Annotated in this window: 16 protein-coding genes; 10 read left to right on the forward strand and 6 right to left on the reverse strand. The window is 42.4% G+C overall.

What is annotated here, in order from left to right; translation table 11 throughout:
* Positions 1–26: 26 nt before the first annotated feature.
* Entirely contained in the window at positions 27–1,415 is a 1,389-nt protein-coding gene (locus tag KZA12_RS02000; protein WP_373416560.1) for a serine hydrolase, read from the forward strand.
* Between the two features lie 52 nt (positions 1,416–1,467).
* Here the strand turns inward: KZA12_RS02000 and KZA12_RS02005 are convergent, their stop codons facing one another.
* The 3 genes from KZA12_RS02005 to KZA12_RS02020 form a co-directional block, all read right to left on the reverse strand.
* Positions 1,468–2,718: a sodium:proton antiporter gene (locus tag KZA12_RS02005; protein ID WP_201622218.1), complete on the reverse strand. Its 1,251-nt coding sequence runs from the start codon at positions 2,716–2,718 to the stop codon at positions 1,468–1,470.
* 209 nt (positions 2,719–2,927) lie between these two features.
* Positions 2,928–4,817: a dihydroxy-acid dehydratase gene (gene ilvD, locus KZA12_RS02015; RefSeq protein WP_218689016.1), complete on the reverse strand. Its 1,890-nt coding sequence runs from the start codon at positions 4,815–4,817 to the stop codon at positions 2,928–2,930.
* A gap of 187 nt (positions 4,818–5,004) precedes the next feature.
* Complete coding sequence (locus tag KZA12_RS02020) at positions 5,005–5,766, reverse strand: hypothetical protein (protein ID WP_218689017.1); 762 nt, start codon at positions 5,764–5,766, stop codon at positions 5,005–5,007.
* A 419-nt stretch (positions 5,767–6,185) separates the two neighbouring features.
* On the opposite strand from KZA12_RS02020, the gene KZA12_RS02025 reads away from it, so the two are divergent.
* The 4 genes from KZA12_RS02025 to KZA12_RS02040 all read left to right on the forward strand — a co-directional run bounded on the left by KZA12_RS02025 (position 6,186) and on the right by KZA12_RS02040 (position 11,282).
* A complete protein-coding gene (locus tag KZA12_RS02025) occupies positions 6,186–6,626 on the forward strand; it encodes an HIT family protein (protein WP_201622215.1) in 441 nt (146 codons plus the stop codon).
* A gap of 333 nt (positions 6,627–6,959) precedes the next feature.
* Positions 6,960–9,002: a BCCT family transporter gene (locus KZA12_RS02030; protein WP_218689018.1), complete on the forward strand. Its 2,043-nt coding sequence runs from the start codon at positions 6,960–6,962 to the stop codon at positions 9,000–9,002.
* Positions 9,003–9,205: 203 nt separating this feature from the next.
* Positions 9,206–10,204 (forward strand): tRNA dihydrouridine synthase DusB, encoded by a 999-nt coding sequence (gene dusB / locus KZA12_RS02035; protein WP_216583060.1) that lies wholly within the window; start codon positions 9,206–9,208, stop codon positions 10,202–10,204.
* Positions 10,205–10,394: 190 nt separating this feature from the next.
* Positions 10,395–11,282 carry an SDR family NAD(P)-dependent oxidoreductase gene (locus KZA12_RS02040; protein WP_201622213.1) on the forward strand — a complete coding sequence of 296 codons (888 nt, stop codon included), beginning with the start codon at positions 10,395–10,397 and terminating at the stop codon, positions 11,280–11,282.
* 110 nt (positions 11,283–11,392) lie between these two features.
* On the opposite strand, the gene KZA12_RS02045 is transcribed toward KZA12_RS02040, so the two are convergent.
* The 3 genes from KZA12_RS02045 to lipB form a co-directional block, all read right to left on the reverse strand.
* Entirely contained in the window at positions 11,393–11,860 is a 468-nt protein-coding gene (locus tag KZA12_RS02045) for a hypothetical protein (RefSeq protein WP_218689019.1), read from the reverse strand.
* Positions 11,861–12,099: 239 nt separating this feature from the next.
* Positions 12,100–12,630: an inorganic diphosphatase gene (locus tag KZA12_RS02050; RefSeq protein ID WP_201622211.1), complete on the reverse strand. Its 531-nt coding sequence runs from the start codon at positions 12,628–12,630 to the stop codon at positions 12,100–12,102.
* A gap of 341 nt (positions 12,631–12,971) precedes the next feature.
* Positions 12,972–13,838, reverse strand: coding sequence for a lipoyl(octanoyl) transferase LipB (gene lipB / locus KZA12_RS02055; protein ID WP_218689172.1), 867 nt, complete (start codon positions 13,836–13,838; stop codon positions 12,972–12,974).
* Positions 13,839–14,282: 444 nt separating this feature from the next.
* Between lipB and KZA12_RS02060 the strand changes: the two genes are divergently transcribed.
* The 5 genes from KZA12_RS02060 (at position 14,283) to pncB (ending at position 23,208) form a co-directional block, all read left to right on the forward strand.
* Positions 14,283–15,785: a coniferyl aldehyde dehydrogenase gene (locus KZA12_RS02060; protein WP_218689020.1), complete on the forward strand. Its 1,503-nt coding sequence runs from the start codon at positions 14,283–14,285 to the stop codon at positions 15,783–15,785.
* A gap of 419 nt (positions 15,786–16,204) precedes the next feature.
* Entirely contained in the window at positions 16,205–18,157 is a 1,953-nt protein-coding gene (locus KZA12_RS02065) for a glycine betaine ABC transporter substrate-binding protein (protein WP_218689021.1), read from the forward strand.
* Between the two features lie 81 nt (positions 18,158–18,238).
* Positions 18,239–19,120 (forward strand): ATP-binding cassette domain-containing protein, encoded by an 882-nt coding sequence (locus KZA12_RS02070; protein ID WP_218689022.1) that lies wholly within the window; start codon positions 18,239–18,241, stop codon positions 19,118–19,120.
* Positions 19,121–19,794: 674 nt separating this feature from the next.
* Complete coding sequence (gene msrAB / locus KZA12_RS02075) at positions 19,795–21,576, forward strand: bifunctional peptide-methionine (S)-S-oxide reductase MsrA/peptide-methionine (R)-S-oxide reductase MsrB (RefSeq protein ID WP_218689023.1); 1,782 nt, start codon at positions 19,795–19,797, stop codon at positions 21,574–21,576.
* 387 nt (positions 21,577–21,963) lie between these two features.
* A complete protein-coding gene (gene pncB, locus KZA12_RS02080; protein WP_218689024.1) occupies positions 21,964–23,208 on the forward strand; it encodes a nicotinate phosphoribosyltransferase in 1,245 nt (414 codons plus the stop codon).
* Positions 23,209–23,232 lie beyond the last annotated feature (24 nt).

A 23,232-nucleotide genomic window follows, 5' to 3' on the forward strand; every position in this document is an offset into this window, starting at 1 on the left:
TATTTGCACACTATAAGGCCTTGATGATGATCGATAATAAAACTAGCCATAGCAATATTGATAATGACATTAGTACAGTTGCTGAAGCAACTCAGCTCAAAATCGAGAAAGGTTTGCAGCAGTTATTGAATGATCTGCAACTAGATGATGCGCCAGCAGGGGGCGCACTAGCGGTCTATCATGCAGGTAGCTGTATAGCGCAAGCTAGTGTCGGTATGGCCCAACAAAATGTCCCTTGGCAAGCCACTACTTTGGCGTTGAATTTTTCTACTGGCAAAGGAGTACTCGCTACTTTGGCTCATGTTCTAGTCTCACAGCAATTGCTCGACTATGACCAGACGATTGCTAGTTACTGGCCAGCCTTTGCGGTTAATGGCAAAGCTGATATTACCCTACGAAAGCTGATGTCACATCAAGCGGGCTTATTCGCTATTAACACTATCGAGGCGGACATTGCAACTTTGCTTGATTGGGATAAGATGGTTGGCAAAGTTGCTGCCATGGCAATCACTAAGCCTGATAATGCCAAAGCTTATGACAGTGCTTATAGTGCCTTAGTCTATGGCTGGATATTGGGGGCATTGATAGAAAAAGTTACAGATATGAGCTTAGCTGCAGCGCTACGCCATTATTTAACTGAGCCTTTAGGTATAGCAGATAGTTGTTATTTTGGTGTACCAGCCGAGCGAGTGAACGAGGTAGCTAAGTTGGCTAAAGACTTTACAGCTCCTGATAATAGCCTGTCACCGTCACAACCGAGTAGTAAACGCCGTAAACCCACCTTAAGAGCGGATTCTATAGCTACTTTAGCTACTTATCAAAAGTTAGCAAGTTATGGTTGCTGGCAAAGACTAGCAATGGGTGATAAAACGGCCTTAACTTCTAGTCAAATTAATGCTATTTATTTTGATCCTAGTAGTATAAATGCTAGTAACTATAAGTTAGCTTTATTTCCTGCCAGCAAGCAGCCCATCGATTACTATGACCAGCAGACTCTACAAGCAGTTATGCCAGCGGTTAATGGTGTGGCGTCAGCACAGGCGTTAGCGACTATTTATGCCATGCTCGCTAATGATGGTGTCTGGCAAGGCAAAATCCTGATAGATAGTCAAACCTTTGAGCAGCTATCAATAGTACAACAGACAGGTATGGATGCGGTCATGCCAGCTAGGATGAATTGGCGCTTGGGCTATCATCGCTTGTTTAGTGTTTGTAAAAATAGCGTTAGTCATAGCAATAACCCTAACACTATACAACAAGGTTTTGGCCATATGGGTTATAACGGCTCAGTAGCTTGGTGTGAGCCTACTCGACAACTGTCTTTTGCCTTTGTGCATAATTTCGATGTCACTATGCTCAATGACATTAGACAGTTCGCTTTGACGGAAGCAGTATTGGCTTTATTTGATCAATAGCCAGTTAGCCTCATCATTAAACTGCACTATTAAACTTCTTCAATAGTGACAATCAATGGTGAGACTTATTAGGGGTCATTTTTAGTAGCCATGGGGCACTTATGCCATGGATAAATATCGAAGCCAATATGACGATAGAGCATACTATCCATAGTTTAAGTGCATCTTGATCATTGAAATAGCCTTGATTAATAGCGTAAGACAAGTAATACAGAGTACCGATGCCCCGAATACCTAAAGCTGACACAGCATATTTTTCTGTTCGATGCATCTTTAACCCTGATAGGGCAAGGAGGCCAGCTAAGGGACGTATGAGTACTAAAAAAGCAAAACTGACAGCATAGACGCGCCAAGTCAATTCCACTCCAGACTGTAAGCCTTGACCAATCAAGATACCGAAACTTACTAATACTAGAGACATTAGTAAGCCTTCTGACTGCTCGGCAAAGTCATGTAGCTTGTAATGATAGTCATGTTCGCATTCTGAGCGCCGGAAAGTGAACGCTGCTATAAACACCGCTATAAAACCATAGCTGTGGATATATTCCGCCAAGCCATAAGCTAATAACGTAAGGGCAATCACCACATAACCTTGAGATATAGTGGTATTAAGAGTGTGTTTAGAGAACACTAGCTTTGCCAAAATTTTACCCACTATCACACCAACAACGACTCCGGCACCGATTTGCCATAGTACATCGTGGGTAAACCATGACCAAAGCATCTCAGTAGTAAAATCTTGCCCTTGACCGTAGGCCTCGGCTATTTTTATAGCTAAATATACAAAGGGAAAGGCTAAGCCGTCATTGAGACCAGCCTCTGAGGTTAAGGCAAAGCGCGTAGTGTCTTCACCGCCAGTGTTCGGTGGCCCTACTTGAATACTAGAAGCCAATACGGGATCAGTAGGGGCAAGCACTGCTCCTAGTAAGATAGCAGCACCTAAGCTGAGGCCAAAGGCATAGTAACCTAACACTGCCATTGCAAATATACAGATGGGCATAGTGATTAGCAATAAACGTAAGGTAGGCCGCCAGAGCCGCCAAAGTAGCGGAGTATCAATCTTTATACCGGCACCAACTAAAGAGACTAATACTACTATTTCTGTGAGCTTCTCAATAGCTATGCCGTTGTCTATAGGGTCTAAAAATGATAACGAGGTCCACCAGTAACCTACAGCCATACCAAAAACTACTTGCAGCATAGGCAACGAGATAGGCGTGCGCCCGAATATAATAGGAAACAAGGCACCGAACAAGAATGCAATGCCACAGACTAATAAAAGTAAGTTATAGTTGTCGATCATAAGATTTATGAGCACCAGTAGTTTTTATAAAAATTAAAAGTCGCTTATAATGACTGGAAAATATAAGTCGTTTCGCAAATAATCGTTATCATAATAAAAAAAACGTTGTTTTTTGGTATTTTTTTGATGGAAAAGCCAGCATTTAGCTGGCTTTTTAGAGGACGTTTTAAATAGAAATCGTGAGATTAGCGAACAATAACTGTCAGCATTTAGCGCTCAACTTGGCTCACATCACGTACGGCACCAGTATCGGCGCTAGTAGTCATAGCGGCATAAGCACGTAGGGCAGGAGTGACATGGCGATCACGATTAGTAGGCTTCCAAGCAGCGCTACCACGGCTTTCCATCTCGCGACGTCGCTCAGCTAAATCAGCGTCACTCACTTGCATATTGATGGTACGGTTAGGGATATCAATATGGATAGTATCGCCTTCGTGAACCAGTCCAATAGCGCCACCTTCAGCCGCTTCTGGACTAGCATGTCCAATTGATAAGCCTGAAGTACCACCAGAGAAGCGACCATCGGTTAGTAGTGCACACTCTTTTCCTAAGCCTTTGGACTTTAAATAAGTAGTCGGATAGAGCATCTCTTGCATACCTGGACCACCTTTAGGCCCCTCATAACGGATAATAACGACATCTCCAGCGATGATATCATCATTAAGTACGGCGGCTACGGCATCGTCTTGCGATTCAAAAATACGTGCGCGTCCAGTAAAGACTAAGATACTATCATCAACCCCAGCCGTTTTGACCACACAGCCGCGCTCAGCGATATTGCCATACAGTACCGCTAAACCACCATCTTCTGAATAAGCATGCTTGGCACTACGGATACAGCCTGACTCACGGTTCACGTCTAAGTTTGACCATTCTTTTGACTGTGAGAAAGCTTCGGTAGTACGTACGCCACCTGGGGCAGCGATATAACGTGCTCGCGCTTCGAGATTGTCAGGATTCATAATATCCCACTTATCAATCGCTTCTTTCATAGTAGCACTATGAATAGTTGGTATATCAGTGTTAAGTAAATTAGCACGATCTAGCTCTGCTAATAACGCAAACACTCCACCTGCACGATGCACATCTTCCATATGATACTTTTGCGAAGCTGGGGCAACTTTAGCTAAACACGGAACACCACGACTTAAGCGGTCAATATCGTGCATTTTGAAGTCTACTTCTGCTTCATGAGCAGCGGCTAGTAAATGCAGGATAGTATTGGTTGAGCCGCCCATTGCGATATCTAAGGTCATCGCATTTTCGAAAGCCGCTTTTGTAGCAATTGAACGTGGTAGCACTGAATCATCATCTTGCTCATAGCGGCGCTTGGCAAGCGCTACAATAGTGCGACCCGCTTCTAAGAATAGCTCGCGACGAAGTGAGTGAGTCGCCAATAGCGAGCCATTGCCTGGTAATGCTAAACCTAGGGCTTCAGTCAAGCAGTTCATAGAGTTGGCGGTGAACATACCAGAGCAAGAACCGCAAGTAGGACAAGCTGAGGCTTCAATAGCGGCGACATCTTCGTCACTGATGTTATCGTCTGCAGCATCCATCATCGCGTCAACGAGATCCAGTTTACGAATTGCACTAGGGCTACTGTCATCATCATTATTGTGGCTTTTGGCAACAGTGCTGGCTAGAATTTTACCGGCTTCCATAGGGCCACCTGAGATAAATACTACTGGAATATTAAGGCGCAACGCCGCCATTAACATACCGGGGGTAATTTTATCACAGTTAGAAATACAAACTAGCGCATCGGCGCAGTGAGCATTGACCATATATTCTACAGAATCAGCAATCAAGTCGCGACTTGGTAGGGAATACAGCATACCGCTATGACCCATCGCAATACCATCATCGACCGCAATAGTATTAAACTCTTTGGCCACGCCACCAGCGCGCTCAATCTCACGGGCGACTAGTTGACCTAAGTCTTTTAGATGCACGTGACCCGGCACAAACTGGGTAAAAGAGTTGGCAATAGCGATAATTGGCTTACCAAAGTCGCCATCAGTCATGCCAGTGGCGCGCCATAATGCCCGAGCACCTGCCATATTACGGCCGCCGGTAGAGGTTTTTGAGCGATAGTCCATGCGATAGTCCTTACAATTAGTCGAGATTTATTAAAGTGTGCAGCAGTAGGGGGATAGTAATAGTGTGCTTTTTATCAACAGTGAGTACTAGTGAATAATACTAGGTCGCTACCATACCATTAGCTATAGGTAACTGGAAGGTAGCTAAAATAATACGCAGATAATATCAAACAATCAGCACAAAGTGCTACCCAAGCCGCTCTAGAATTGCTGATTCAAACCAAGGTAGCTGTACTTTATCCGCTTCTAATTTAGCGATAATGGTTAAGGCGTGGCTTGCTGGCAAGTAGTGATACTCAGTACTGGGACTGAAAGTCAGAAGTGGCTGATCACTGGCGTTGTGCTCGTCGATGCTGACTAAGGTCTGCTGTTGGTTTTTATACAGTACATCAATACGACCAAAGAACTGCCATTCTTTAAAGGCAGCGATTACTGCCTCAGCGGCGTCTTTGGTATAAAGCTGTTCGGTGGTTTTGCCAGTATTAGTCCAATGCAGACGCACTGCCAGTTGTAACGCTTCACTAAATACCACTAATGAGCCAATAACTTTTACCTGCCAAGGGCTAGCTATTAACTTGCTATCAATACCAATAAAAGTTGCTGCCTCACTGGCAGTCATTGGGGTATTGAACTTGGCAAGTAAGGAGAGAGTTAGTGGATAAGCCTGCTTAATACTGTCATCTAGACTATCATAATGGTATAAAAACAGCATTGGCAAGTCTTGAGTGACCGTCTTTTCGCTGATTTTGCAGTTATGAATACGCCAGTTGAGGGTTTCATCGCTCAAGACTTCAGCCAAAACCATAGTATTGGGGCTAAGGGTTATAGCTGGGCTATCGTCTATAGTAGCCTGCAATGTCTCATCATGAGTGCTACTGCCAGCAATAGCGTTAGTTTTAGAAGCGTCAGTATAATCTGATGATTGAGTTGGCAAAGTAGTCAAATCCATAAGCTTGCTATTATAAATGGTAGGCTACTAATATAACATTTTTTGTCTTCGATCTCGCCAAGAGTTTAGTGTTTTTCGCTCAGCAAAGCTATAGTTTATTGAGCTTTGATGTTTTAGCGGTAAAGTATAAGCTTTCATTATAAAAATAGAATTTAGTTTCTCAAATAAGCGCTTAATCGGCACTGACATAGGCGATTTGTGTTTAAAACAGAAGCGTGCTACTGAGATTGATAGCCTCTGTCTACTCAAACACAGCGAGCAAGAAAAATTAATCCTAGTAGTGCCTTATGGTGTTTCTCTCATTTAGGACTGGCTAATTATGTTTGGACGATAACTTGTACTCAATCCGCCTTTGCTTCACTATATCGTAGAATGTAAACTCTCATCTTAACCCCAATATTCACTAAAGGAGTAAAACAATGAGTCAGGCTAAAGTACAAAACACTTATGACGACAATAACATCTTTGCCAAGATGCTTAATGGTGATATCCCTTGCCATAAGGTCTATGAAGACGATAAAACCCTCGCCTTTATGGATATCATGCCGCAAGCATTAGGTCATGTATTGGTCATTCCTAAGCAAAAAGCAGTTGATTTGTCTGATCTTGAACCTGAGTATGCAGCAGCAGTATTGATGACTTGTAAAAAGGTGATGCAAGCGCAACGTCAAGTTTTTGAGCGTGAAGGTATTATTCAAATGCAGTTAAATGGTGCGCAAGCAGGTCAGACGGTATTTCATTATCACGTGCACCTTATTCCAAACAGTATTCATGAATTAGGGCGTCATGCCACTAAACCTGCGGACCATGTAGAGCTTGCTGAGACCGCCAAGCAGCTTGCAGCTGCCATTGCTGAGTAATAATTATTAAGTAACAAAATGCTGACTAAGCTTTGATTTTATTGCTATTTATTTGATTTTTTACAAATTTTAGTGTTAAATGCCTAGCCTTAAATGCCCTAGGATTTCTAATATATACTGAGGGCGGCGAATAAGTCGCCTTTTTTATTGTTCGCTATAACTAAAGACTATTGTTTCCAGTTACGATTTATTAGTTACGATTTATTAGTTACGATTTATTAGTTATTAGTTATTAGTTATTAGCTTTTAGCAAGTCTGTTAAAGTTATAGAGACCTATATTAAAGATCCGTTCCGAACTTTCACTTCAAAAGTCTGTTTTACGAGACCGTTTTATGAGTAATAAGCTACGCTCTACTATCCTAATGCCTGTGTTTATACCCACAGCAGTGGTAATGGTTTTATTAGTGATTGGCACCTCAGTTAGCCCAGAAGCCGCTAGCGGATTGTTTCAGCAAGTGCTTGAATTTACCACTGAGACTTTCGGTTGGTTCTATATGCTGGCAACGGCGCTATTTTTGATATTTATTGTGGCTTTGGCTTTTTCTCCTTACGGCAATATCAAGCTTGGTCCTGATCATGGCGATGCGCAATATAACTTTATCGAATGGTTTGCCATGTTGTTTTCGGCAGGCTATGGCATAGCGTTACTATTCTATGGGGTGGCGGAGCCAGTGACTCATTTTGCGCTGCCGCCTCTCTCAGAGCCTGAGACTATTGCTGCTGCTAAAGAGGCGATGCAGATTGCGTATTTTCATTGGGGTTTTCATATCTGGGCAATCAATGGGGTAGTAGCCTTGAGCTTAGCTTATTTTGCTTTTCGTCATGGTTTGCCCTTATCGATGCGCTCAACACTCTATCCACTCATTGGCGACAAAATCTATGGTCCCATAGGCCATACCGTCGATGTGTTTGCGATTTTGGGTACTTTATTTGGTTTAGCAACTAGTCTGGGTATTTCAGTCTCGCAGATCAATACGGGTCTAAATTATCTATTACCAAGTATCCCAGTAAATACTACAGTACAAGTTATTGCGATTGCAGTTATTACCGGACTGGCACTAATATCGGTATTAGCAGGAATGGATAAAGGGGTGAAAAGGCTGTCGCTTATCAATATGGCACTGGCAACAGCGTTGATGGCTTTTGTGTTCATCGTTGGTCCGACAATATTTATCTTAAATGCTTTTATGGAAAATACTGGCGGTTATCTTGGTAATATTGTTGAGCGTACTTTTAGCTTGCAGGCCTATCAGCAAGGTGATTGGATCACTAGTTGGACGTTATTTATCTTTGCATGGACGATTTCATGGTCGCCATTCGTAGGTATATTCATCGCCAAAATCAGCCGCGGTCGTACTATTCGTGAGTTTATCGCTGGGGTGATGTTAGTACCAACTTTATTCACCTTCTTTTGGTTCGCAGTATTTGGTGATACAGCGCTCAATATGATTATGGTTCAAGGCTATGATTCCTTAATTACCGAAGTACAGAATAACCAAGCGATTGCCTTATTCAAGCTACTAGAGAATCTACCTTTTACCCAAGTAGTATCTGCGCTAGCCGTAGTGCTTATCATGACCTTTTTTATCACTTCATCTGACTCAGGCTCATTAGTGATCGATTCACTAGCAGCAGGAGGCCGAAGTGATACCCCTGCATGGCAGCGAACGTTTTGGGTGGTAACATTAGGTATTGTTGCTGCGGTACTTTTACTTGCAGGTGGCCTCAAAGCACTACAGACAGCGGCTATCGTCAGTGCGCTACCATTCACTATTATCATCTTAATAGCTATGTTTGGGATGTGGCGGGCACTACGTATTGAGGGTCATCGCAATCAGAGTTTAGCGAATGACAATCATCTGCCACCGCACTTGCTGAAACTGGACTCATGGCGTGAACGTATCGATTACATTACTGAACAGCCAAGCCGTGAGGAAGTATTGAGCTATATTCAAGGCACGGTAATATCAGCAATGACAGAGGTGGCGGAGAAGTTTGCCGAAACGGGGTGGCTACCTGAAGTCAATTATGATGATACTAATAATCGAGCGGTACTAGAGCTACAGCGCGGTGATGATGTAGAGTTCTGGTATGAAGTGCGCTTATCACATCGTGACCAGCCCAATTACTATGCAAAAGACACCAAAAGTGACTTGTCGCAAAAGCACTTTTATCGAGCGCAAGTGTATCTGCGTCGGGGCGCACAAACTTACGATTTGTATGGCTATCAAGCAGAATCGATTATTAATGATATCATTGACCAGTTCGAAAAATACTTGCACTTTTTGAATGAGTCTCCTAACAGCCTGCCATGGCGCATGCAAGTTCACGATGATGATATCACTGTGGAACAAGGTAGCGTTTTTGATAAATAGCTTCTTTTATTAGCTCATTGAGACTGATTAGCTATTGATGCTTAATAGGGGTTTATCTAAGTTGCTGAGGTTAATACCTTGCAATAACAGTAATAACGCTTAAAATAACGGCTTGATTTTCATCAGGATGCAAGTGGTTATTTATGTCTATAGATACTTTAGTGAGTCGGGAAGTTAGGGCTAATGCTGCCGCTTCCCCAGTAATGAATAACCCTCAGCATCCCTTATTGCAGCCATTAATTATAGGTGGCCTGACTATCGAAAACCGTCTAATGGTGGCCCCGATGGCTGGGGTCACTGACAATCCTTTTCGTAAATTGTGCAAATCATTTGGTGCTGGTCATGCAGTCAGTGAAATGATTATCGCCGATACTGCTCTTTATGCGCGCAAAAAGTCGCTTTATCGTGCCAATTTCGATGGTGAGATTGCGCCAATATCAGCGCAAATAGCAGGGGCTGAGCCCGATAAACTGGCCGAAGCTGCTCGTTATCAAATCGATAATGGGGCGCAGATTATCGATATAAATATGGGTTGTCCAGCCAAAAAAGTTTGTCGTAAGCTGGCAGGATCAGCGCTGTTGCAGGATGAAGACTTAGTGGCTAGATTACTCGATACAGCCGTCAATGCCGTCAATGCCCCAGTAACCCTAAAGACTCGTTTAGGGTATGAGAATGGTCGTGAGAATATTTTACGAGTGGCGCGTCGTGCTGAGCAAGCAGGCATCGCTGCTATCGCTATTCATGGGCGTACTCGTGAAGATATGTATAACGGCGAGGCGCGTTATGATTTGATCCGTGAGGTTAAAGAAAGTATCAGTATCCCAGTGATTGCTAATGGTGATATTGATAGCGCGCAAAAGGCCCAACGTGTTTATGAGTTGACGGGTTGCGATGCAGTAATGATCGGACGTGCGGCACAAGGCCAACCGTGGATATTTCGTGATATTGAGCACTACTTGCGCACTGGTGAGAGCTTAGCTGCACCCACGGTTAGTGAAATCAAACAAATCGTCTTAGCTCATTTACAACAGCTCTATGAATTTTATGGTGAATACTCCGGCTGTCGCATTGCTCGCAAGCATATAGCTTGGTATACCACTGGTATTCCTAACTCTAACGCTTTTCGACAAGCGATGTATAGCGAGGAGAGTACGGCTGGACAATTTAGAGCGGTTGAGACCTTTTTGACGGCTTATGAATAACGGCATAATAGACTAACCCTCATTTTGTGATAGTGATAATATATGCTCTTAGCTTTGTAGTAGTCTGGGGTTAGAATCAAGTTACAAGCCACTCCTAGGCATCTAGTGCTTCTGCTAGGTAGGTACGAGGCATTGTTGCTATACTGATATTAAACATTCATGGAACTTGAATAATTAAAAGGGAATTTTTATGGCTACTCCTTCAAAAGCAGCAATCACTAAAGCGGTAAAAGACAAAGTTATTCTCATCACTGGGGCGTCAAGTGGTATCGGTGAACGTACCGCTTTTTTACTTAGCGACTGTGGCGCGCACGTTATCTTATTGGCCCGTACTGAAGAAAAATTAAAAGCTGTCAAAGAGGCTATCGAGGAGCTTGGCGGCAAAGCCAGCTACTATCCTTGTGACTTGACTGATATGGATGACATCGAAACCACCAGTAATAAAATATTAGCAGACTTCGATCATATCGATGTGTTAGTGAATAATGCCGGACGTTCAATCCGTCGTTCAGTTCATGAATCGTTTAGCCGTTTTCATGATTTTGAGCGGACTATGGAAATTAACTATTTTGGCGCCGTCAAAATTATTCTTGGCTTTTTGCCGACTATGATCGCCAGACAATCTGGTCAAATCGTCAACATTTCCTCCATTGGAGTATTAGCAAACAGCCCAAGATTTTCAGCTTATGTGGCCTCAAAAGCCGCGTTGGATGCCTTTAGCCGTTGCTTAGCTGCTGAAGTGAAAGGTCATAATATCAAAGTGACTAATATCTTTATGCCGTTGGTACGTACCCCGATGATTGCCCCTACTAAACTATATCGTTATATGCCAGCGCTTATGCCTGACGAGGCAGCATTAATGGTAGCTCAAGCCATCGTTGATCAACCGCACAGCATAGCTAGTAGCATGGGCAAATTTGCCTCGGCTACCTATTCGCTAATTCCAGCATTCAACGTTAGTGTGCAGTCTATCGGCTATCGTATTTTCCCAAGCTCATCAGCGGCGCAGATTACTGGTATTAAACCCAATCTAGCCCAGCGTGCTTTTGCCAAAATATTACCAGGTGAACATCACTAAGTACTTGTCTATCACTAGCGCTATGGTCATAAAAAAGGATGCTTCGGCATCCTTTTTTTAGCATTATTTTATCTTAAGTCCAGACCAGTCCGTTACTGTTATTAATGAGGCTATTGAGCAAAAATCCGCCATAGAATCCAAAAAATTCCTAGCATGACAATGGCAATAACCAGCAAACGCTTGGCCCAATGAGGTAGTAGAGGTTTTTTATAACCTAAACTGTCGAGCTGACTATCGAGCCCAGCTTGCAGACTCTTAAAGCCTTGTTGGCTTGGTGTGGTCTTGACACAATCTTTAGATAGCGGCTCAAACTCATCTTCAATTTGCTCTGTATCGAAGTTAAGAGCGCTGCTAGGTATGCCTTGTTTATTGGCGATAATGGTTAGTTTCTGTTGTTGTTTGACCTTTAGCTTAGTTTCATAAGCATCGATACGTGCTTTTGCCTCCTCCATGCTTATTTTTTCTTCTGCCGCTAAAGTTTTTATCGCCATCACTAGATTGTTTTTTTCGATCATCATAATGACCGCACGAGGCAGTTTAGCGTTCACTGGTTTGGCACTAGGGTCGGAGTCAAACATAAAAATCCTTATTGATAACAAGCGGTTATTAATGGACAGCTTTAGTGCGATATATAGAGTACAGGCAAAAATATCTTTATATTATAGCAATTTTATAATTAAAAAATGAACGTAAAAAAACCGCATTCATTGATATGACTGCGGTTTTTATAACACTGGTCTCTTACCAACCAAATATTTTACTAGCTAAATCTTTGACTAACTCGCTAGTAGTTCTATTGATCTTAGTAAGTCGCGTCTTATAAATCTTTCCAACGTTGGATAGACTCTTTGATCACTTCTTTAGCTTCGCTCACATCACCCCAAGACTCTACTACCGTAGTGCCTTTTTTCTTTAGATCTTTGTAATGGCTAAAGTGGAAATGTATTTGCTCGATGATTTGTTTTGGCAAATCTTCTAAGCAGTTATAAGCGTTGCCGTTATTGCGATCATCAGCAGGCACAACGACGATTTTGTCATCAACTTCGCCATCATCAACGAACTTCATCACCCCAATAACTTTAGCTTTTAAGAAAATGCCAGTAGTCAGAGGTTGCTCAGTGATGATCAACACATCCAGCTCATCACCATCTTCGTCTAGAGTTTGTGGAATAAAACCATAGTTACAAGGCTTAGCGAATATTTGTGGATCAATACGATCTAGCTCAAATACTGCCAACTCACGATTCCATTCTATTTTATGGCTGCTGCCAGTTGGAATCTCAACGACTACATTAATAATACCGCCGTCAACATCACCTGCGTCCAAAATTTTATTAAAATCTGCCATAAGAGGCTCCTATATTTTTATTGGTTACTGAAGATAAGGTTATCTATTTTTCGTCGTCGACTACACAAAATAGTAAGAATGCAGTAAACAACAAGGGTTATTAATATATCGGGTGCGAGTATAGCAAGTTTGAGTAGGTTTTTCTTGTTATGCTTAAGTCAAAGCAGGCACGATATTATGCAAAATTGGACTCAATAGCTAACTAAGCTATTAACAGGTTATCGTTTATGGGACTTAAAGACCTTATAATAACAAGGTAGCAGACCTTATCTGCTTATAAGTTATGATTATCAGCTATTGCTTCTTATTAGTCATTGTTAGCTGTTATTAGTAGCAAAAAATTATTTTGTACCAATAGCCCGTAGTTCTATCAGCCCGGCATGGCGTTGAGCAATGTTATCAATAAGCTTTTGGGTCACTTGCTCATAGCTCAATGATTTATCGCTTTCATTACTGTTCTTATTAGCACCATTGGCAACAGCGTCATCAATACTATCAGTCATACTAATAAAATCAGCTATTCGTAACATTTGCATGCCAGCATAGCCACAAGGATTGATAGCATTAAACGCTGCTAGATCACAATTGATATTCAGCGCAATGCCGTGATAGCTAAAACCATGCTTGATTTTGAAGCCTAGAGAGGCAATTTTACCGAGCATAATAGTGTTGTCTTTATCAGTATCAGTATCAGGGCCAGCATTACTATATAGATAGACCCCAGGGGCATCGCGGCGAGCATGGGCACTAATAGTATTAGTACTGACAGCCGCATTTGGTTGAGTTGCCTTTAGGCAGTCATTAAGCACATCTTCAATTGCTTGTTCAGCATGAGAGACTAAATGGCGCACACTCCAGTCCAGACTGTGCAAGTCAAATAACCAATAAATCACCAACTGCCCATGCCCATGCCAAGTCACTTGACCCCCGCGATCAGTTTGAATGATAGGGGTGGTTGTGTGCTGCAAGATATGTTCTTTTTTACTCGCTTGTCCTAAAGTATAGACATCATTATGATCGACAATCCATAGCTCGTCAGGACTGCGTAGTCCTTGCTCTTTTTTGACGGCGATACGCTGTAGAGTGCGCGCCAGCATCGCTTCATGAGTAGAGTTGTACTCAGCCGCGCTCAAAGATCTACTGATAAGTGTCTCGCTAATAACCGTATTATTAGCAACAGTGCCATTAATAGCGATGCTCGTAGTCATGGCAAGGTCAACTATGCTGGGGTCAGTAGCTAAAAGGGTAGGTAGGGCTGATGAGGTCATGAGCGTAAGCGTCTTATGATTTTGCTGTGATAATAAATAGCGTGGATTGTGCCACAGATAAGGAGTAATCATTGAGCCTTTAGTTTAGCAGTTTTTAATCCTAGTAGTAGGTCATTGTATTTGTTTTACTTAGGACTGACTATAGAATAAGTCGAGGGTCTATTAGCTAATCATGACGTTGCAGCGAGCGAGCCTGTAGCATTTGTAACTTATGCCAAACCTATCAGTATCCTAAATAGGCTTTTCATTGGCTAATCAATAGGCTACATTAAACGGCATCCCAATAACATTTGTCATGAGTTGAGCATCTTTTACTGCCCTTCTTAATGAATGACTAACCCCATAATATATTGGCTCTATAGTTTATGACCACAAGGATTACTAATGATTGATAATACCCAAAGCACTGACGAGCAACCGCTCAATGACCAAGCTACCAATAGCTCAAATACCAGCAGCCAAGCGGCGACTAAACATAACCCAAGCATTATAGCCAGCATAGATGAGTTGCAAAAGCAGTTTTTACATCTACAAAAATTGAGTCGTAGCCAGCCTATAGTGGAGTGGAGCACTCGCCTCGATCAGCTGGATAACTTAGAGGCGCTACTAAGCGATAATCAAGACAGTTTGGCGCAAGCTATTAGCGCTGATTTTGGTTATCGCAGTACTTCTGAAACCCAGTTCGCTGAACTATTTCCGAGCTTTACCGGTATCAGTCATGCCAAAAAGAATGGCAAATCGTGGATGAAAACGCGCCGAGCTTCTATCTCAGCTTTATATTTGCCCGCTCACAATGAGATTCAACCTCAGCCTTTAGGGGTTGTCGGTATTATAGTGCCTTGGAACTATCCACTATATTTGGCGATTGGGCCGATGATCGATGCTTTGACTGCTGGTAATCGAATAATGGTGAAGATGAGTGAAGCCGCTCCTAAATTTGCCGAAGCTTTTGCTAAAGCAGTGGCTCATTATTTCTCCTCAGATATGGTAAGTGTCGTATTAGGGGAGGTCGATATTGCCGAAGCCTTTAGTAAGCTGCCTTTTGACCATTTACTCTACACCGGCTCTACAGAAGTTGGCAAAAAAATAATGGCGGCCGCTGCACCAAACTTGACACCAGTCACCCTAGAGTTGGGTGGTAAGTCACCAGTGATTGTCTTAGATGACGTCAATCTAGAGTCAGCAGTTAATCGAGTGATGATGGGCAAGACCATCAATGCCGGCCAAACTTGTATAGCCCCTGATTATGTGTTGATTCATCGTAAGTATCATCAGCGCTTTATTGAATTGGCCACTGCTTGGATGCAACAGCACTATCCAAATATCGCCAATAACCAAGATTATAGTTATATCATTAATAAAGAGCAGTTTAACCGAGTACAAGGGTATGTAGCAGGCTTACCTACCGATCAAGTGCACAAGATTACCGATGTTGATGCTAATAATGAAAGTCGATTAATGCCACCACTGATTATCACCGAGCCGGCAGCTGATAGCAAAGTGATGCAGAATGAAATCTTTGCACCAGTATTACCTTTAATGCATTATGAGACCCTAGATGAGGCGATTGAGTTTGTTAATGCTCGTCTACGTCCTTTGGCGTTATATATCTTTGGTAATGATGATCGCAGCATTGAAAAATTACGGACACATACCGTATCAGGAGGCGTCTGCATCAATGAAGTGATTATCCATGTGGCGCAACACGACTTACCCTTTGGTGGGGTTGGTCATTCAGGCATGGGCTCTTATCATGGCAAGGCTGGCTTTGAACGTTTAAGTCATATGAAGCCAGTGTTTGTGCAAGCTAAAATAAACGGTCTGAATCTGTTCTTACCGCCTTATGAGGGATTGTTTAAAAGAGCTATGGGTATATTTCTAAAGTAACCGTGTAAAGTAATGGTCTCTTGAAATAGCTGATATTGCATAACCCTTATTTTGCTAACTGTAAAAGCGCTTATTACCATAGGCGCTTTTTTTGATATTTTTTTAACCACTTGTAATGAATCTTTATAATTTTTGATGAGCTTTTTAGCAAGCAAGTCGGTGCTAATAACATCGGTAGCCAGTTGGTTACCAAATAAAGGTTGGTTATCAACAGCATAAGCAGCTAGAATCCTGAGTAAGAGCTACGATAGTAACTAAAGTGAATATTAATTTTTATCTTTATGTTTAGGCTGCTTTTATTAGGGCGCTTCTATAAGTGCTGCGAGCAGTTATTATTTTTATTAAGCTTTATTTGTTATGGTTCAACAGCTATAGCCTACTAACGCTGACCACCGGAATATCAATAAATAGGATAATTTATGCGTCAATGGATTGCGCTAAGCTTATTATTATTAAGCTCATTACTAATACCACTAACCGCATCAGCAGCAGCGTGTAGCACTCCTATAAAATTTGGTGCTTTGACTTGGGAGAGTGGTCAGTTTACTACTGGCGTGCTCAAGTATATAACTGAGAGTGGTTATGGTTGTCAGATCGAAGAAGTACCTGGAGCCGGGCCAGCGTTAGAGACAGCCTTATCTCAAAATGATATTCAAATCATTGGTGAGCAGTGGGTAGGGCGTTCTCCTATTATGGAAAAAGCTATTGCTGATAATAAAGTGATGGTCATTGGCGATACGCTCAAAGGCGGTGCTACTCAAGGCTGGTATGTGCCGCAGTATGTGATGGATGACAATCCAGGTCTACGCCGTTATCAAGACTTGCCTAAATATAAAGACCTATTTAAAGACCCCGAAGACCCTAGTAAATCACGCTTTATGAATTGTCCCTCTGGCTGGGCTTGTGAGATTTTTAACACTCGTCTGCTGAAGAATACGGGCCTAGACAGCATTTTTAATAATGTTCATCCTGGTACTGGTGCCGCTTTGGATGCAGAGATTGCTTCGGCTTTTGAGCAGCGTAAGCCGTTATTGTTCTACTACTGGCAGCCTACAGGCTTAATCGCTAAATATGACTTCGCTCAGATAGAGTTTCCCGCTCATGATGATGCCTGCTGGCAAGACTTGTTACTGGCCGATGGTAGCTCTGATTGTGTCACTGGTGCGCCAGTATCCCCATTAGCGATTGCTGTCTCTGCGCCTTTTATTAGCGCCAATCCAGAGTTGTCCGCGGTCTATGAAAAAGTACAGTTCACTGCTGATCAGCTCAACGGTGCTATCTTAGCAATGAGCGAGAACAAGCGTAGTGGGGATGAGCAGGCGCTTGAGTTTTTACGTGATAATCCTAATGTCTGGCAAGCTTGGCTGTCTGAAACTGCCGCTAACAAGCTTGCGGGCGAATTGGGCATTAGTCTTAGCGAGGACGGCTCTAATAATACCAGCAGCACCCGTTCGGTTAATTCACCTGCTCCTAATACCTTATTAGGATGGTCATCCACTTTTCCTTCCTGGTCGCTTGAAGGTCCGCTAAACCGCTCCTTGTCCGCAGTGGTCAAAAACTATGGCGATGTTTTTCGCAGTATCAGTCATTTGGCATTAACTTATCTATTATTACCTATTGAGCGCTTATTAACTGTGATTCCGCCTTGGCTAATTATCTTGGCAGTGACGATATTGGCTTGGTTTGGGGTGCGTAAAATATGGTTTGCGCTTGCTTGTGGCGCGGGGTTGTTTTTGATTGGCTCGTTCGGTTTATGGGCAGCTTTGATTGCTACTTTTGCTCTATTGATCGTATCGGTATTAGTGACGGTGGTGATCGGCGTCCCTATTGGTATCGCTATGGCGAGCAGTAATCTACTGCGCAAAATAGTCACCCCAATACTAGATGTGATGCAGACTATGCCCAGCTTCGTATATCTAATACCGGTGCTTATGCTGTTCGGTATTGGTAAAGTCCCAGCGTTATTCGCCACTATTATTTATGCTCTGCCGCCACTGATTCGCTTGACCACTTTGGGTATCACGCAAGTTAATCATGAGATGGTTGAAGCGGGACGCTCGTTTGGTAGCACCCATTGGCAGTTGTTAATTTGGATTAAGTTGCCGCAAGCTTTGCCAAGTATTATGGCTGGTGTCAACCAAGCAGTCATGATGTCATTGGCCATGGTAGTATTGGCCTCTATGATTGGTGCGCCAGGTTTAGGCGAAGATGTATTACAATCGATTCAAACCCTCAATATTGGTCAGGGTCTACAAGCTGGTACCGCTATTGTGATCGTGGCCATTATTATTGACCGCATTACCCAAGCGTTCGGTCAAGGTCGCCGTGCAAGGCAAAAAACCATCGCAGCTGGTCGTCATCATATTGGCTAAGCGCTCGGCTACTACAGGGTAATAGCTAAAATTTGGGTGCCGACACTACTGTCTTAAAGGTTTGCTTAAAAGAGAATAATAATGAATCATATCCAACTAGAGAACATCAGCAAAATCTATAATGCCACGGATAGTCAAGCACAGTCAGCGTTGGCACTATTGGCTGAAGGCATGGATAGCGTAGCAGTCAAAGCTCAGACTGGCTATTCAGTAGGTCTTTATGATATCAATCTGACCATAAAAGCTGGCGAATTGCATTGTATTATGGGCTTGTCAGGTTCGGGGAAATCGACACTTATACGTCATATTAATCGCCTGATCGATCCTACTAGTGGCAAAATATGGGTGGATACGGCTATTAATAGTACAACACCATTAGCCTCGATAAAGACAGAGACGCTGCACACTGCAGAGTCAACTATCAATATTTTGCAGCTCAATGATAAAGAGCTACAGCAGTATCGTCAGCAAACTATCAGTATGGTATTTCAGCATTTTGGTTTGATGCCGCATATGACGGTGCTACAAAACGTCGCTTATGGACTGCGAGTACGTAAGATGAGCGTCAGTGAGCGCCATGAAACTGCTAAGCATTGGCTTAATGAAGTCGGCTTACCTAACTTAGAAAGCAGCTATCCTGATGAATTATCGGGTGGAATGCAGCAACGGGTTGGGCTGGCCCGAGCTTTAGCTACTGATACTCCTATATTGCTCATGGACGAGGCATTCTCTGCACTTGATCCTCTGATTCGCAATCAGCTGCAAGATCAATTGCTTGAGCTACAAGCACGTCTTAATAAAACTATCGTCTTTATTACTCATGATATTGATGAGGCCATTAAAGTGGGGCAGCGTATTAGTATCTTAAATGGAGGGCGGTTGGTACAGACGGGTACTCCTGAAGAGCTACGTCAGCATCCAGCTGATGATTATGTGGCGCAGTTTATGCGTGCTAAGCATTAGCAGGGCTAAACCTGTCTGTTCCTATAATCCTGCACTTTACTAGCTAGAGTGCTGATTCTGACCGCAATGACCTCTGCTAATGGTCAATAGACTAATAGCAGTCGAGCCTAATACTGACTATAAGGGCTGCTAGTTAATAGGTAATAAACAAGCCGCTTTAATAGCTATTTAGTTATTAAAGTGACTGTTTTATTCCCTATTTATTTCTTGTCTAACAGCTGTGTAAACAACAGTATCATTATCTTACTAATTATTAACATTATCTAAATAATAAATAGTTATTGTTAATAAAATCTAATTGTAATTACTCTATAATAACTTTATTATTAGTCTAAAGTTACTGAAGTTCAAACGTATCTCGCCACTCTCCATCACTCTAAAGTCTAGCTCTGAGCCTATTTATTATTAGCTCAGCAATTATTTCGTTATAGTCGGCTTTTTATGGTAGCTTGCTTTAATTTTTCCTAAGATAGACTTAGTATTGATTAGCGGCATTTGCAACTATTATTTTAAGCCTGTATTTATCAGTAGTATGGCCTCTATTAACTGGCTCTTATTAACTAATGTCGTCACATAGCCAATATCGCTGTATAGACAGCGCCTTTGAGTAAGTTTGATTATCAATGAATATAATAAAATAGACAGTATACTATCTCTCGTAAACAGGACCTCTTATGCTCAATAATAATACTCCCAGAGACCATGATAATGGCTCAGCGACAAGCTCAAAGCCATCAGGTTGGTTAAAGAACGTTAGCGCCTTTGGGGTGACTAGTGTATTAAGTGCGGGATTATTGATAGCATGCGGTCAGATGAGCAATGCTGAAAATGGCACTAGCACTAGCAAAAAAATCAATAATCAAAACAGCGGCGTAACTAACTCACGCGATATGTTGCCGTCAGATATGCTAAAGCAAATACAAGCTTTACCGCAGCTGACTAAAGGCCTAGGTAAGAATGGCGCAGCAGTTATAGATCCAAATAAGCCTACATTAGTAAAATTTTGGGCCAGTTGGTGTCCACTATGTTTAGGCACGCTTGCTGAGACTGAACAGTGGCGCACTGATCCAAAGTTCGCTAACCTAAATGTAGTGACTGTCGCTAGTCCCGGCCAGCTTAATGAAAAAGCCTCTGGTGAATTTGAAAAGTGGTATGCTGGCGTGCAAGGTGATTATCCAAAATTACCAGTATTAGTCGATGCTTCTGGTGGGCTAATCACTAAGCTTGGCGTACAAGTGTATCCGAGTTGGGCTATATTGGATAAAAAAGGCAATCTAGTACATTTAGTAAAAGGCAATATGACTGCTGAACAAGCTTATGCCTTAGCTCAGAATGCAGGTAATGATTTCGCTGAACTAAAAGCGGGTAACGCTAAACCTGTGGCAACGCAAGCGCTAGACAACAATAGTAAGATTGAAACTATTAAGCAAAAAGATGGTGTTTATTACAATGATAAAGGCAAGGCGATTAACACTCGCTCAATCTACTTGGCTGGCGGTTGCTTCTGGGGCGTTGAAGCCTATATGGAGCGTGTTGAAGGGGTTGTTGATGCAGTCTCAGGCTATGCTAATGGCGATGACAAGCAGCCGAACCCAAGTTACGAGCAAGTTATTCGTGGTTCAGGGCATACTGAGGCGGTAAAAGTCACTTATGATGCGGATAAAACCGATCTTGATACTATCTTAAAGTACTACTTCCGAGTGATTGATCCTACTAGCCTTAACAAGCAAGGCAACGATCGTGGCGTCCAATATCGCTCAGGTATATACTATACTGATAGTAAGGATAAAGCCGTAGTAGACGCAGCGGTTGCCAAGCTACAAGATAAATATGAGCAAAAAATAGTAGTTGAGCATGAGTCGTTAGATAACTTTTACTTGGCTGAGATGTATCATCAAGATTACTTGGCCAAAAATCCTAATGGCTATTGCCATGTCGATTTAAGCTTGGCTGATGATAAGCCTGCCGGTACGGCCACTACTAAGCTTGCTCCGGTTAACACCGTAGCAGAGACCTTGGCAGCTAAGCGTTATGCTGGCTTTGATAAGAATGCGCTGACGAAAGAGCAGTATAATATTACCCAAGATGCCGGAACAGAGCGTGCCTTTAGTCATGAATATGACAATCTATTTGCACCAGGGATTTATGTTGATGTAGTCAGCGGTGAGCCGTTATTCTTGTCAACAGATAAGTACAACTCTCAATGTGGCTGGCCAAGCTTTACTAAACCTATCGATATGCAAGTGATCACTCAGCATGATGATATGGCTTATAATATGGTGCGTACAGAAATCCGCTCACGAGTCGCTGATTCCCATCTAGGCCATGTATTCCCTGATGGACCAAAAGACCGTGGCGGCTTGCGTTATTGTATTAACGGCGGGGCCTTACAGTTTATTCCAGTAGCCGTTATGCCCCAGTCAGGTTACGGCCCACTAGTCAAATTAGTGAAGTAGTAACAGTAGTTAATATTGTCTATTAGTACTGTTATACATAAGCATCATTTAATCTAAAAAAAGACGTTAAGGATAAGCTTAGCGTCTTTTTTTATGAGTTATCTTTGTTAGTGGCCTCATTAAAAACATGCTAATTGTCATTATTAAAGGCTATTGAAGGGTATTAAAAGCTGTTATCAAACGTAGGCTTTTTGCTGTTATGGGGCGCGAATATCACAAACAATACCAAACTTAGTTATACTAAGCACTTTATTGATTTATTGATAATGCAGCGGCAGTTAAGATTAGCCCCTATGCAATTCTATATTGCTTATGGTTATGATTTACTCGTAAGATAATATTGTTATCGTCTCTTTGTACAGTTTTATATTTATTTAAGGTTATTGCATGAGCATCACTTCTACCCCTATTACTTATGCCCCTATCATCACCTCATTGCTCGATAATGATTTATATAAATTTACTATGTTGCAAGCGATGCTGCATCAGTTCCCGCAAACTCACGGCGTCTATAAGTTCCGTTGCCGTAATAATAGTGATGCTGCTTATCCATTAGCGACTATCAAAGAAGCGCTTGAACAGCAATTGGATAGTTTATGTGAATTACGTTTTTTGCCAGATGAGTTGGATTACTTGCGTAGCTTGCGCTTTATGCGCTCAGATTTTGTCGATTATTTAGAATTATTCAAATTAAAACGCCGATTTATTACCGTCAGCACTGATAGTAAAGGTCGGCTGTTCATCGATATTGAAGGACCGATGATTCAAGCGATGTTCTTTGAAGTTTTTGTATTGGCTATCGTCAATGAGCTATATTTCAATGCTCTATCAGATCCTAGGGTTATTGAGGAAGGACAGCGAAGATTAGAGGCTAAAGTTGCGCTATTACATCATTATGCTAAGCAGCAGGCCGCTAATCCAAAGGTAGATGCACCTCCCTTTATAGTGGCAGATTTCGGTACTCGCCGCCGCTTTAGTAAGCAGTGGCAAGCGCATGTGGTTGAGACTTTGCATCTAGCTGAGCCAAGTATCGTCAGTGGCACCTCTAATGTACTACTCGCTAAGAATTTAGAGATGACACCGATAGGCACGATGGCGCATGAATTTATGCAGGCATTTCAGGCTCTAGATGTGCGCCTGCGCGACTCACAAAAGGCTGCTCTTGAAGCTTGGGTTCATGAGTATCGTGGTGATCTAGGGATCGCACTGACCGATGTGGTGGGCATGGATGCCTTCTTACGTGATTTTGATTTGTATTTTGCCAAGCTATTCGATGGCTTACGCCATGATAGTGGCGACCCTTATATCTGGGGTGATAAAGCCGTTGCTCATTATAAAAAACTAAAAATAGATCCAAAGACTAAAATCTTAACTTTTAGCGATGGCTTAGATTTTGATAAGGCTTGGCAGCTGCATCAATACTTTAAGGAGCAGATCAAGACCAGCTTTGGTATTGGTACCAACTTGACTAATGATGTGGGCCTAACGCCCCTAAATATAGTGCTAAAGCTAGTTGAATGTAATGGTCAGCCGGTCGCTAAACTGTCTGATAGTCCAGGCAAAACGATGATCAATAACGATACTTATCTAGCCTATTTACGTCAAGTATTTGAGGTCGATGAATTGAAGTAAGTGAGTGGTTCACACTCTGCAATT

The organism is Psychrobacter sp. BF1 (genome assembly GCF_019279065.1).
Taxonomy (GTDB): domain Bacteria; phylum Pseudomonadota; class Gammaproteobacteria; order Pseudomonadales; family Moraxellaceae; genus Psychrobacter; species Psychrobacter urativorans.

Bases quoted from the DNA above. Each gene is read 5' to 3' on its own strand.
- KZA12_RS02045 (WP_218689019.1), bottom strand. From the start codon at position 11,860: ATGTTTGACTCCGACCCTAGTGCCAAACCAGTGAACGCTAAACTGCCT.
- pncB (WP_218689024.1), top strand. From the start codon at position 21,964: ATGAGCATCACTTCTACCCCTATTACTTATGCCCCTATCATCACCTCA.
- KZA12_RS02020 (WP_218689017.1), bottom strand. From the start codon at position 5,766: ATGGATTTGACTACTTTGCCAACTCAATCATCAGATTATACTGACGCT.
- KZA12_RS02005 (WP_201622218.1), bottom strand. From the start codon at position 2,718: ATGATCGACAACTATAACTTACTTTTATTAGTCTGTGGCATTGCATTC.
- KZA12_RS02040 (WP_201622213.1), top strand. From the start codon at position 10,395: ATGGCTACTCCTTCAAAAGCAGCAATCACTAAAGCGGTAAAAGACAAA.
- KZA12_RS02070 (WP_218689022.1), top strand. From the start codon at position 18,239: ATGAATCATATCCAACTAGAGAACATCAGCAAAATCTATAATGCCACG.
- KZA12_RS02030 (WP_218689018.1), top strand. From the start codon at position 6,960: ATGAGTAATAAGCTACGCTCTACTATCCTAATGCCTGTGTTTATACCC.
- KZA12_RS02025 (WP_201622215.1), top strand. From the start codon at position 6,186: ATGAGTCAGGCTAAAGTACAAAACACTTATGACGACAATAACATCTTT.
- KZA12_RS02060 (WP_218689020.1), top strand. From the start codon at position 14,283: ATGATTGATAATACCCAAAGCACTGACGAGCAACCGCTCAATGACCAA.
- ilvD (WP_218689016.1), bottom strand. From the start codon at position 4,817: ATGGACTATCGCTCAAAAACCTCTACCGGCGGCCGTAATATGGCAGGT.
- KZA12_RS02000 (WP_373416560.1), top strand. From the start codon at position 27: ATGATCGATAATAAAACTAGCCATAGCAATATTGATAATGACATTAGT.
- lipB (WP_218689172.1), bottom strand. From the start codon at position 13,838: ATGACTACGAGCATCGCTATTAATGGCACTGTTGCTAATAATACGGTT.
- KZA12_RS02065 (WP_218689021.1), top strand. From the start codon at position 16,205: ATGCGTCAATGGATTGCGCTAAGCTTATTATTATTAAGCTCATTACTA.
- KZA12_RS02050 (WP_201622211.1), bottom strand. From the start codon at position 12,630: ATGGCAGATTTTAATAAAATTTTGGACGCAGGTGATGTTGACGGCGGT.
- msrAB (WP_218689023.1), top strand. From the start codon at position 19,795: ATGCTCAATAATAATACTCCCAGAGACCATGATAATGGCTCAGCGACA.
- dusB (WP_216583060.1), top strand. From the start codon at position 9,206: ATGAATAACCCTCAGCATCCCTTATTGCAGCCATTAATTATAGGTGGC.